Source organism: Sphingomonas sp. LR59 (assembly GCF_036855945.1).
Taxonomy (GTDB): Bacteria; Pseudomonadota; Alphaproteobacteria; order Sphingomonadales; family Sphingomonadaceae; genus Sphingomonas.
This window is the reverse complement of record NZ_JASPFL010000001.1, coordinates 2,460,723-2,472,575: the sequence shown is the minus strand read 5'-3', so window position 1 is coordinate 2,472,575 and position 11,853 is coordinate 2,460,723. Positions and strand designations below refer to the sequence as shown.

The following is an 11,853-nucleotide window of genomic DNA, read 5'->3' as shown; positions in this document are numbered from 1 at the left end:
GGCTGTACGACAGGACTAGCACTGCATACCCGATCTCGCAACTAGCCCCGGAACCGACGCTTTCGCGGGCGTTTCGGCTCGAAATAGGGGCAGCGAAGCGCAGACTTGCCGGGGCGGCAGAGCCTTGCCGGCCAATACGTGGCAAACGGCAAATTAACCGCACTGCGCAACCGCGTCTTGTGATGCGAGGCGCTATCGCTCGCTCACAGAGATCGGATGTATCGATCAAAGGGGTGTAGCATGGGTTTTCGCTGGACCGGCGGCAGGGCCGCACGGCAAGGACGCGGGGTGTTGACGGTCATCGCCCTCATCGCCGGCTGGCTGGCGAGCGTCCCCGCCTGGGCGGCGACCGTGCAGAGTGTCGCGATTCGTGACGGGCGGATCGTCATCCGCTTCGACGAGGCGGTCGGCGATGCCGCCAGCCGCGTGCTGACCGGCCCGCGCCAGATCGCGGTCGACGTGTCGGGTGCTACGCCGGGCCGCGAGGTCGTGGGGCGTGGGCTGGTGACCAGCGTGACGCAGATGCGCAGCGGGCGGTCAGGGATGCGGATGGTGTTCGATCTGGCCGAGCCGGCGATCGTGACCGACGGCGGGTTCGACTTCGACGGGCGCGAGCTGACGCTGGCGTTGCGCACGGTCGATTACGACCAGTTCGCGGAAGCGGGGATCGCCGGGCCGCTGAATTTCTTCCCGTTCAATTTCGGCGCAGGCTCGCGGCCCAAGTACAAGGTGTCGGTGCCGGTGCCGCCCAAGGCGCGGGGCATGAAACTGCCGCGCGTGCAGGGCGACGACACGCGGCCGCTGGTGGTGATCGATGCGGGGCATGGCGGTGTCGACCCGGGCGCGATCGGGCCGAACGGGCTGCGCGAGAAGGACGTGACGCTGAAGGTCGCCAAGGCGATCCGCGACGAGTTGCTCGCATCGGGGCGCGTGCGCGTGGCGCTGACGCGGAACGACGACCGCTATCTGATTCTGCGCGAGCGGTACGGCGTCGCGCGGCGGCTCAAGGGTGACCTGTTCATCTCGATCCACTGCGACAGTACGGGTTCGGAGAACGCGACCGGAGCCACCGCGTACACGCTGTCGGAGGTGGCGTCGGACAAGGAAGCGGCTCGGCTGGCGGCGCGCGAGAACAAGGCGGACGTGATCTCCGGCGTGAACCTCGGCGAGGCGCCCGCGGACGTGTCGTCGATCCTGATCGACCTGACGCAGCGCGAGACGATGAACGCCTCGGCGACCTTCGCGCGGTTGCTTGGGCGCGAGGCCAGGCCGTTGATGCCGTTGAAGGCGAACTTCCACCGGATGGCGTCGCTGATGGTGCTGAAGGCGCCGGACATGCCGTCGATCTTGTTCGAGACTGGGTATATCTCGAACCCGCAGGATGCGGCGTTCCTGGATAGCGAAGAGGGGCGGCACCGGATCGCGGAGAGCGTGACGCGGGCGGTCGAGGTGCATTTCGCGCGGCGGATGGCGGCGCGGTAGGTTCGGGGAGGGGGTGCTCACTCCTCCTTGTTCTCCCGCGAAGGCGGGAGCCCAGTCTGGACTCCCGCCTTCGCGGGAGAACAGGCTAGTTACGGTCGATACTGTTTCCTCTGATCGCACATCATGCCACAAGTCGCCCAAATTGCTTTGAGGCTGACCAGATGACCGACGCGACGCGGGGCGTAACCGACACGGGCCCCGAGACCAGCATGCGCGAACTGACGTTTCGCGGGATCGTGCTCGGCGGGATCATCACGCTGCTGTTCACTGCGGCGAACGTGTATCTAGGGCTCAAGATCGGGTTGACGTTCGCGACGTCGATCCCCGCCGCGGTGATCTCGATGGCGGTGCTGCGGTCGTTCAAGGATTCGACGATCCTGGAGAACAACATCGTCCAGACGATCGCGTCCGCCGCGGGCACGCTCGCCGCGATCATCTTCGTGCTGCCGGGCCTGGTGATGATCGGCTGGTGGCAGGGCTTTCCGTTCTTCACCACCGCGGCGATCACGATGTTCGGCGGCGTGCTCGGCGTGCTGTTCTCGGTGCCGCTGCGCCGTGCGCTCGTCGTCGACACCGTGCTGCCGTATCCGGAAGGTCGCGCGGCCGCCGAAGTGCTGAAGGTCGGTGCGGGCAGTCGCGAAGGCGGCGAGGAGAGCGCGCGCGGGCTCGGCATCATCGTCGCCAATGCGGTCGTCTCGGCCGGGTTCGCGATCCTGACGCAGACCAAGCTCGCCGCCGCCGAGGCCGCGACGTGGTTCCGCGTCGGTGCGGGCGCGACCGGGATCTCGGGCGGGCTGTCGTTCGCGTTGCTCGGCGCGGGGCATCTGGTCGGCATCTCGGTCGGCATGGCGATGTTCGCGGGCGTGGTGATCGGCTGGTGGATCCTCCTGCCGATCCTGACCTCGGGCGGCAGCGTGACCGGGACCGCCGAGGTGATCGCCAACACCGTGTTCCGCTCGGACGTCCGCTTCTTCGGCGCGGGCGTGATCGGCGTCGCGGCGATCTGGACGTTGCTGAAGATCGCCGGGCCGGTGGTCGGCGGCGTCCGTTCAGCGTTGGCGGCCTCTGCAGCCAAGCGTGGCGGTGAAGTGCTGGCCCTCGAAGAGCGCGACATTCCGATCGGGATCGTCGGGATCGGCTCGCTGGCGATGCTGGTGCCGATCGGCATCCTGCTTTGGACCGTCTTGCAGGGCGGGCCGCTGGAGGCGTCGGCGATCGGGCTGATCGCGGGGAGCCTGGTGTTCATTCTCGTCATCGGCCTCGTGATCGCAGCCGTGTGCGGGTACATGGCGGGGCTGATCGGCGCGTCGAACTCGCCCGTGTCGGGGATCGGTATCCTCGCCATTCTAGCGGCGTCGATCCTGCTGGTGTCGTGGTTCGGTCGCGCGGTCGAGCCGGGGACGACGCAGGCGCTGGTCGCGTACGGGCTGATCGTGACGGGGATCGTGTTCGGGATCGCGACGATCTCGAACGACAATCTCCAGGATCTGAAGACGGGCCAGCTGGTCGGCGCGACGCCGTGGAAGCAGCAGGTGGCGTTGCTGATCGGCGTGGTGTTCGGGTCGATCGTGGTGCCGCCGGTGCTGAACTTGCTCGGGAGCACGCTGGGGTTTGCGGGGGCGCCGGGGGCGGGGCCGAATGCGCTGGCGGCGCCTCAAGCGGCGTTGATCTCGGCGCTCGCGAAAGGCGTGCTGGGGGGGAACCTCAACTGGGCGATGATCGGATATGGGGCGCTTACCGGCGTTTTGGTGATCGCGGTCGATGAGTTGCTTGGCAAGGCGGGGAAGCTGCGGTTGCCGCCTCTGGGGGTCGGGCTCGGTGTGTATCTGCCGATGTCGGTGACGTTGCCGGTTACGATTGGGGCCGTCGTCGGGTTTGCGTATGATCGTTGGGCGGACCGGGCTCGGGACCCTGAGCTTGCCAAGCGCATGGGTGTGCTGACCGCGACGGGGATGATTGTCGGGGAGTCGCTGTGGGGCGTCGGCTTTGCGGGGATCGTGTATCTGACCAACAAGGAGACGCCGTTGGCGCTGGTCGGGGATGGGTTCGCGAGCGTGGCACTGGTCGGCGGGACGCTGCTGTTCGCGGTGCTGACCTGGGTGATGTACCGGCGGACTATGGCGGCTTCGCGCTAGGCGCGTGCCCTCACCCTTCCCACCCGGCAAGCGCCGGGCGGGCCCCTTCCCTCTCCCCCGAGGGGAGAGGGGGTAGAGAGTTTGTTTCCCCGCGAAGGCGGGGATCCAGACTGGGCTCCCGCGTTGGCGGGAGAACAAGTCCCCCTCCCGTTCGTGCTGAGTAGAGACCGAGTAGCTGCGTGAGCAGCGTATCGAGGGCTCGTATCGAAGCATGGGTTCCGCGCGCCAACCTGTCCTTCGATACGCCCTCTCGATACGCTGCAAGTGCAGCTACTCGAGGGCTACTCAGGACGAACGGAAGGATGAGGGTGTCGGAACGTGGTCCAAACGCCCACCCCCTCACATCATCGCAGCAAGCATGTCCTTGATCGGCACGAACGCGAAGCCCACCGAGCTGTCCGCAATCCCGTACGGCATGAAGATCGTATCGCCATGCTTCAGCGCACCACAGCTATAGACGACGTTGGGCACATACCCCTCGCGGTCCTGATCCTTCGCAGCCAGGATCGGCTGGCTCGTCCGGCCGATCACCTTCGACGGATCGTCCTTGTCGAGCAGCACCGCGCCGATCGAATATTTCCGCATCGCGCCGACGCCGTGCGTCAGCAACAGCCAGCCCTCGTCGAGCTCGATCGGCGGACCGCAATTGCCGATCTGCACCAGCTCCCACGGATATTCGGGCGTCAGGATCTTCTCGCCGTCGTCCCAGTCGGTCAACGTCTCGGACTTGAGCAGGAACAAATTCTCGCCGTCCTGCCGGCCGATCATCATATACTGGCCGTTCACCTTCCGCGGGAACAAGGCCATGCCCTTGTTGCGTGCGGCAGGGCCGGTCATCGGCACGAGATCGAACGCGCGGAAGTCGCGGGTGCGCATCAATTCGGACTGGATCACCGAGCCGTTATACGCGGTGTAGGTGCCGATCCACTCGAACTCGCCGTTCTCGTGCTGGAACCGGACGATCCGCAGATCCTCCAGGCCCTTCGACTGCGCCTGCGTGATCGGGAAGATCACCGTGCCGCTCAGCGTGCTGTCGCGGTGGCGATAGACGGTCACGGGGCCCTCGGGCATCTCGTCCTCGCCGCTGCCGACCGCGTCGGTCGCGGTCGCGAACGGCGGTTCGGGCGCCAGCTTCATCTGGTTTTCGCAGGTGATGATGCCCTCGCGGAACGCTACGGAGGAGATGTGCCCCTCGCCGACCGCGCGCAAGCTCATCAGGATGCGCATCGAGCCCGGCGGCATGCCTGACTGGTCGAAATGCGGCACCGCGCTCGGGTTCATCAGCGCGGCGGCGGCATAGCTGTATTCGTGACAGAAATACGCGCCGATCAGCTGGCGCTTCTCGTCGCCGATCTCCGCGCCGTTCAGCCCGAGCATGTCCTCGATCTGGTCGTAGCGCGTCATGAACACGCGCCGCGTCTGCCAGTGGCGTGCTTCGAAGTCCTTCAGCACGACCTCGAGTTGCGCACGCGCCTGCGCAGGCGACATTTCCAGCACTTCGCCGACGAGCCGCTCGGTGCGGCTCGGTGCGCCGCCATGACCGCCCCAGGCGATGTGGAACGGCCGCACGACGACACGCGAAGGGTCCGCGTGCAGCCGCAGCTGGTGGTTGAACAGATCCATCGTAGCAGTGCCCCGCGTCGTTCCACTCAGCGCACCGTCGCCTGCAAGGCTGTCGCTAGCGAACTAGGCGACGACGCGGGTCGCTCCTGCCACGCTTTGCGCAGCCTTTGATACCCCCGAAATCGCGCAATTGGCGAGTTGGAGGGCCAAAATCGACTCGGCGCCCTGGTTTCGGTTGAGCCCGCTGGGCATAAGACCGTCGAAACAGCCGCCATCGAGCACGCTCGCAAGCGGCAAATCGAGGTCGTTCGCGCCGAGGAACCAGCCATAGGCACGCTGCGCCTCGTCGTGCCAGCGCATGTCGCCGGTCGCCTCGAACGCTGCGGCACACGCGTCGACGGTGGCCTGCGCCTCGAGCGGCTGCTGATCGAACTGCAACGGCTCGGCATAAGGCCGGTTGAAGCTCTCCGACCCGACTGCACGGAAACGGCCCTCGGGCGAGGTCTGCTTGGCGACGATCCAGTCGAGCGTGGCGATGCCGCAATCGATCAGGTCCTGACGGTCGAGCGCCTGCCCAGCACGGATCAGTGCCTGCGGAAGCCGCGCATTGTCGTAGGCAAGGACGATCTCGAACCACTGCCACTCGGGGCGACGCGCTGCCGCAAGCAGGTCTAGGTGGATCTTCGGGAATGCCTCAAGGATCGACAGCGATAGCTGGTGACCGGGTTTGGCCTCCAGCATCGCCGCCGCGCCGAGCATCGCAAACGACTGCGCTCGCAGGCTGCCGAGTTCGAGCGCCATCGTCGCGGTCGAATCGAACATCGCGGTCGCCCAGTCACGGTGCTTGCCGGCCTGCGCATCGCGCGCCGTGACGCCAAGCGACCAGAGCGTGCGGCCGTTCGAATCTTCCGAGCCCGAGTCTTCGCACCAGGTGCGATCGAAGTTCATGAAGTTGCGGAAGCGGCGCGTGTCCGGGTTCCAGGCATATTGCACGAACGACGCATAGATCGTCATCCACTTGTCGCGGGTGACATCGTCGAGATCGGGCAACGCGCTCATCAGCATCAGCGCGCGGCAATTGTCGTCGATGCAATAGCCGTGGCGGCGATCGGGGATCGAGAAGATCGAATGCTGGAGCATGCCGGTCGAATCGCTCATCCGCTCGACCGCAGCGAAGTCGGGCGACAATTGCTTCAAATGCGTCTGCACCTTGGGGAGCCTGAACGGGCGTGCGGCGACGATCGCGTTGATCTCTGCCATCGTTGCCTCGGCGAGCTTCGGCCAGATCATCGTGCGGCCACGCGCATAGGCGCGCTCCGCGAGACGGAGGCGATCGCGGTCGCTCGACAGCAGCGTGTCGATCTCGCGCGCGAACGCGTCGACGTCGCCGAACGGGACGAGCACGCCGTGACCGTCCGCCAGGATCTCGGTCGCGTGGACGTAGGGCGTCGAGATCACGGGCTTGCCGACGCCGATCGCGTAGCTGAGCGTGCCCGACGTGATCTGCGCAGGATTGGTATAGGGCGTCACATAGACGTCCGCCGCCTGCAGATAATCGATGAGTTCGCCATGCTCCAGGAATGCATCGACGAAAGCGACATTGTCCGCCACGCCCTTGTCGGCGGCGAGCGCCTTCAGCTTGTCGCGATACTTCTCACCCTCGTGCGCGACGAGGTTCGGATGCGTCGCGCCGAGCACGACGTAGAGCAGGTCGGGATGCTTCTCGATCACGGCCGGCAATGCGTTGATGACCGTTTCAATGCCCTTGTTGGGCGCGAGCAGGCCGAACGTCAGCATGACCTTGTGGCCATCCCAGCCGAACTTGCCCTTCACGGCGGCGGTATCGAGCAGGGCGCGGTCGGGCACGCCGTGCGGGATCATGACGATCTGGCGCGCATTGGCGCCGTACACGCGCTGGAGGATGTCGCGGCCACGCTCGGCCATCACGATCACGCGCGCGGCGCGACGCAGCAGCCCTTCGAGCACGCGACGCTCATCGGCGTTGGGCTTCTCAAGGATGGTGTGCAGCGTGACGATGACCGGCAGCGTGGTGCGATCGAGCAGCGCGAGGATGTGCTCGCCTGCCGGGCCGCCGAAAATGCCATATTCGTGCTGGAGCCAGATCGCCTGCGCACCACTGGCTTCGATCTTCCGCGCGGTGTCGATATAGGCCGACAGATCAGGCTCGGGGATCGTGCCGGTGACTTCGGCCGGGTAGTCGTATTTGCCGGGGTGATCGTCCATCGCGTAGACGTCGACGGCGATCTCGGGGAAGCGCGCGCGCATGGCCGTGAAAACGTCGGTCGTGAAGGTGGCGATGCCACACTGTCTCGGCAGGAAATTACCGATCAGCGCCAGTCGCGCGATATTCCCACCGTCCGCCGGTTTCACCATACCCTGTCCCTCGTTTGAGCGCGCACTTCTGGGAGAACCCGGTCGCGCATCCATTTGAACGGTTCAGGTAGCATAAAGTTTCATCACATACTGCAGTGCAGCACGGGAATGATATCAATCTAAATCAAACCGATATTTCGCGTCGTCGTCCTGGGCCCTCAACCGCGACCGCGATACGAGGCGACTCCCTGGTCCGGCAGCCACAGATCTTGCGGCGGTGCACTCGATTGCCAGAACACGTCGATCGGGATTCCGCCGCGCGGATACCAGTAACCGCCGATACGCAGCCATACCGGTTTCATCTCGTCGAACAGGCGTTCGCCGATGCCGACCGTGCAATCCTCGTGGAACCCGGCATGGTTGCGGAAGCTGCTCAGGAACAGCTTCAGCGACTTCGACTCGACGATCGTTTCGCTCGGGACATAGTCGATGACGAGGTGCGCGAAGTCGGGCTGGCCGGTCACCGGGCACAGCGAGGTGAACTCGGGCGCCGCGAACCGCACCAGATACGTCCGCCCCGGTCGAGGGTTCGGGACATAATCGAGTACGGCCTCTTCGGGAGAGGCGGGGAGGGCGCTGTTCTGGCCCAGATGCAATGGGTTGGCGGGTGCGGTCATGATGCGCCATGTAGGACGCGATGACGCGCAAGAAAACCACACTCGTGCCGATCCTCGGCGACCAGCTGACGATCGACCTCGCTTCGCTGCGGGACTGCGACCCGACGACGACCATCGTGCTGATGATGGAGGTCGCCGAGGAGACGACCTATGTCCGTCACCACAAGCGCAAGATCGCGTATATCCTGTCGGCGATGCGGCATCATGCCGAGGCGCTGCGCGAGGCCGGGTGGACGGTCGAGTACACAAAGCTCGACGACCCCGACAATGCGGGCAGCTTCACCGGCGAGATCGCGCGCGCGGTCGAACGGCATGACCCCGAGCGGATCGTCGTCACCGAGGGCGGCGAGTGGCGCGTCATGGCGATGCTCGAAAGCTGGGAGACCTTGTTCGGCATCCCCGTCGAGATCCGCAGCGACGACCGCTTCCTCGCCAGCCATGCCGATTTCGAGACCTGGGCGGCGGAGCGGAAGACGCTGACGATGGAGTGGTTCTATCGCCAGATGCGGACACGCACCGGGTTGTTGATGACCGCCGGCAAGCCCGAGGGCGATCGCTGGAACTTCGACAAGGAGAACCGCAAGCCCGCCAAGAACGACCTGCTGATGCCGCGCCCGCTGGTCTTCAAGCCGGACGCGATCACGCAGGATGTGCTGGCGCTGGTGGCGGAGCGGTTCGCGGATCATCCGGGGAGTCTCGACGGGTTCGAGTACGCCGTGACCGCGAAGGATGCGGAGCGGCAGGCGGCGAATTTCTTCAAGCACGCGCTGGCGCAGTTCGGCGACTATGAGGACGCGATGCTCACCGGTGAGCGGCATCTGTGGCACTCGATCCTGTCGCCCTACATCAATTCGGGGCTGCTCGATCCGCTCGATTTGTGCCGGCGGGCGGAGGCGGAATATCGCGCCGGCCGCGCGCCGCTCAACGCGGTCGAGGGCTATATCCGGCAGATCATCGGCTGGCGCGAATACATGCGCGGGATCTACTGGCGCGAGGGACCGGAGTACGTCGAGCGCAACTTCCTCGATCACCACCGCGAACTACCCGGCTGGTACTGGACCGGCGAGACCGACATGCATTGCCTGCGCGAGGCGATCGGGCAGACGCTGGAGACCGCGCACGCGCACCATATCCAGCGGCTAATGGTGACGGGCAATTTCGCGCTGCTGATCGGCGCGGACCCCGCCAAGGTGCACCTCTGGTATCTGGAGGTGTATGTCGACGCATACGAATGGGTCGAGCTGCCCAACACGCTGGGGATGAGCCAGTTCGGCGATGGCGGCTTGTTGGGGTCTAAGCCGTATATCTCGTCGGGCGCGTATATCGACCGGATGTCCGATTATTGTGGGCACTGCCGGTATAACGTGAAGCAGCGGATCGGGCCGGATGCGTGCCCGTTCAACGCGCTGTACTGGGATTTCCTCGCGCGGCACGAGGACAAGCTCGGGCGCAACAACCGGCTGGCGATGCCGTATCGCAACTGGGCGAAACAGTCCGAGGCGGACCGCGAGGCGACGCGTGCGCAGGCGGCGGGGTTCCTCGCCTCCCTCGACGCGAGCGGCCCTGCTGGCTACTGACCTCACGAGCACAAGGAGCGGCATATGGACGCGTTGGTAAGCACCGAATGGCTGGCGAACGAACTGGGCGCGAGCGATCTGAGGATCGTCGACGCGACCTATGCCGAGGGTCGCGATGCGGCCGCGGAGTATGAGGCGGCGCACATTCCCGGCGCGGTGTTCATGAACCTCGCCGAACTGCGCGATACCGATAGCGACCTCCCCAACATGCTGCCCTCGGCGGAGAAATTCGCTAGCCGGATGCAGACGCTTGGGTTGGGCGATGGCAGTCGGATCGTGCTGTACGACAGTTCGCCTTGGCACACGGCCGCGCGGGCGTGGTGGATGCTAACGCTGTTCGGCGCGCACAACGTGGCGATCCTCGATGGCGGGCTGGCCAAGTGGCAGGCCGAGGGGCGCGAAACCGCATCGGGCAAGGAGGCGCCGCGGGATCGCCACTTCACGACTTGGGCGGATCTGAAGGGCGTGCGTGACCTCGACCAGATGAAGGCGAACGTCGCAAGCGGGGCGGAGCAGGTGCTCGACGCCCGGTCCGCGACGCGCTTCACCGGTGCGGAGGAAGACCCGCGGCCGGGGACCGCGCCGGGGCATATTCCGGGCTCGAAGAACCTGCCGCAGGGGGCGGTGTTCAACGCGGACGGCACGTGGAAGACCGGTGACGCGCTGAAGGCAGAGTTCGACAAGGCGGGCATCGACTTGGCGAAGCCGATCGTGATGACCTGCGGCTCGGGCATCACCGCGTCGGTGCTCGCGTTCGGCGCACATCTGCTCGGCAACGACACGGCGCTGTACGATGGCAGCTGGTCCGAATGGGGTGGCGATCCCGACACACCCAAGGCGACGGGAACGGCATGAGCGACACGAATAAGCCGGTCGGCGACGCGACCAAGGTCGTTCTCGCCGGCCGTCGCAAGGAATGGACGCAGGGCATCGTAAGCCCGCCGGTCTGGCGCGCCTCGACGATCCTCTACGATTCCGTCGGCCACCTCCGCGAAAGCGCCACCAAAGACACGCATCACCGTCTGTTCTACGGGCGAAAAGGCACGCCAACGCAGTGGAGCCTCGCCGATGCACTGACCTCGCTCGAGCCCGGCGCTGAGGGGACGTTCCTTTATTGCTCGGGCGTCGCGGCGATCGCGGCGGCGTTGCTGTCGGTGCTGTCCCCCGGCGACGAACTGCTGCTCGTCGACAGCGCCTACGACCCGACGCGCGGCATGGCGGGCGGGTTGCTCAAGCGGTTCGGGATCACCACGCGCTATTACGACCCGATGATCGGCGCGGGCATCGCCGACCTGATCGGCGAGAACACGCGGGCGATCTTCATGGAAAGCCCCGGCTCACTGAGCTTCGAAGTGCAGGACGTGCCCGCGATCGTCGCCGCGGCGAAGGCGAGGGGGTGACGACGCTGCTCGACAACACCTGGGCCACCCCGCTGTTCTTCCCCGCGATCGAGCGCGGCGTCGACCTGACGATCCTTGCTGGCACCAAGTACGTCGTCGGCCATTCCGATGTCATGCTCGGCTCGGTCACCGCCGCGCGCGGTCACTTCAAGAAATTGCGCGAGACCAGCTTCCAGCTCGGCCAGGTGGCCAGTCCCGACGATTGCTGGCTCGGCAGCCGGGGCTTGCGCACGATGGCGGTCCGCCTCGCGCAGCACCAGTCGAGCGCGCTCACCATCGCCAAGTGGCTGCAATCGCGGCCCGAAGTCGCACAGGTCCTCCATCCAGCACTTCCCGATTGCCCCGGACACGACCTGTTCGTCCGCGACTTCAAGGGATCGAGCGGCCTCTTCTCGTTCGTCCTCAACGGCGGGGACGAGGCGTCCCGTGCCGCCCTGATCGACGCCCTCCAGTTGTTCGGCATAGGCTATAGCTGGGGCGGCTTCGAAAGCCTCGCCATCCCCGCCGACCCGCACCGCCACCGCAGCGTCACCAAGCGCGCCGCCGCCGGCCCGATGGTCCGCCTCCAGATCGGCCTCGAAGACCCGGCCGACCTGATCGCCGATCTCGAAGCGGGGTTGAACGCTTTTCGGAGAGTGCGCGGCTAACGGTCCGTCCGCAGTTTTCATCGCCGTGTCATCACCCC

7 protein-coding genes and 1 pseudogene are annotated in these 11,853 nt (G+C 65.9%); 5 read left to right on the top strand and 3 right to left on the bottom strand.

Translation table 11 applies throughout. From position 1 onward, the window contains the following. Positions 1-240 precede the first annotated feature (240 nt). Together QP164_RS11505 and QP164_RS11500 are read left to right on the top strand one after the other, a co-directional pair. On the top strand, positions 241-1,482 hold the full coding sequence (locus QP164_RS11505; protein ID WP_333923206.1) for an N-acetylmuramoyl-L-alanine amidase: 1,242 nt from the start codon (positions 241-243) through the stop codon (positions 1,480-1,482). A gap of 161 nt (positions 1,483-1,643) precedes the next feature. After that, positions 1,644-3,617, top strand: coding sequence for an OPT family oligopeptide transporter (locus QP164_RS11500; RefSeq protein WP_333923205.1), 1,974 nt, complete (start codon positions 1,644-1,646; stop codon positions 3,615-3,617). Positions 3,618-3,956: 339 nt separating this feature from the next. Here QP164_RS11500 and QP164_RS11495 read toward each other — a convergent pair whose 3' ends face one another. The 3 genes from QP164_RS11495 to queF form a co-directional block, all read right to left on the bottom strand. Next, positions 3,957-5,240, bottom strand: coding sequence for a glycoside hydrolase family 130 protein (locus QP164_RS11495; RefSeq protein ID WP_333923204.1), 1,284 nt, complete (start codon positions 5,238-5,240; stop codon positions 3,957-3,959). Between the two features lie 63 nt (positions 5,241-5,303). Continuing rightward, positions 5,304-7,574, bottom strand: coding sequence for a glycosyltransferase family 4 protein (locus tag QP164_RS11490; protein ID WP_333923203.1), 2,271 nt, complete (start codon positions 7,572-7,574; stop codon positions 5,304-5,306). 158 nt (positions 7,575-7,732) lie between these two features. Continuing rightward, positions 7,733-8,191, bottom strand: coding sequence for a preQ(1) synthase (gene queF, locus QP164_RS11485; RefSeq protein ID WP_333923202.1), 459 nt, complete (start codon positions 8,189-8,191; stop codon positions 7,733-7,735). A 20-nt stretch (positions 8,192-8,211) separates the two neighbouring features. On the opposite strand from queF, the gene QP164_RS11480 reads away from it, so the two are divergent. The 3 genes and pseudogenes from QP164_RS11480 to metC all read left to right on the top strand — a co-directional run bounded on the left by QP164_RS11480 (position 8,212) and on the right by metC (position 11,815). Then, complete coding sequence (locus QP164_RS11480; RefSeq protein ID WP_333923201.1) at positions 8,212-9,768, top strand: cryptochrome/photolyase family protein; 1,557 nt, start codon at positions 8,212-8,214, stop codon at positions 9,766-9,768. A 24-nt stretch (positions 9,769-9,792) separates the two neighbouring features. Next, positions 9,793-10,623, top strand: a complete 831-nt coding sequence (sseA, locus tag QP164_RS11475) for a 3-mercaptopyruvate sulfurtransferase (protein WP_333923200.1) — start codon at positions 9,793-9,795, stop codon at positions 10,621-10,623. Beyond that, positions 10,620-11,815: pseudogene (gene metC / locus QP164_RS11470) on the top strand (cystathionine beta-lyase). Before sseA ends, metC begins: the two are co-directional and overlap by 4 nt. Positions 11,816-11,853 lie beyond the last annotated feature (38 nt).

Excerpts from the sequence above, each read along its gene's own strand:
- sseA (WP_333923200.1), top strand. The coding sequence starts at position 9,793 with ATGGACGCGTTGGTAAGCACCGAATGGCTGGCGAACGAACTGGGCGCG.
- QP164_RS11495 (WP_333923204.1), bottom strand. The coding sequence starts at position 5,240 with ATGGATCTGTTCAACCACCAGCTGCGGCTGCACGCGGACCCTTCGCGT.
- QP164_RS11500 (WP_333923205.1), top strand. The coding sequence starts at position 1,644 with ATGACCGACGCGACGCGGGGCGTAACCGACACGGGCCCCGAGACCAGC.
- QP164_RS11480 (WP_333923201.1), top strand. The coding sequence starts at position 8,212 with ATGACGCGCAAGAAAACCACACTCGTGCCGATCCTCGGCGACCAGCTG.
- queF (WP_333923202.1), bottom strand. The coding sequence starts at position 8,191 with ATGACCGCACCCGCCAACCCATTGCATCTGGGCCAGAACAGCGCCCTC.
- QP164_RS11490 (WP_333923203.1), bottom strand. The coding sequence starts at position 7,574 with ATGGTGAAACCGGCGGACGGTGGGAATATCGCGCGACTGGCGCTGATC.
- QP164_RS11505 (WP_333923206.1), top strand. The coding sequence starts at position 241 with ATGGGTTTTCGCTGGACCGGCGGCAGGGCCGCACGGCAAGGACGCGGG.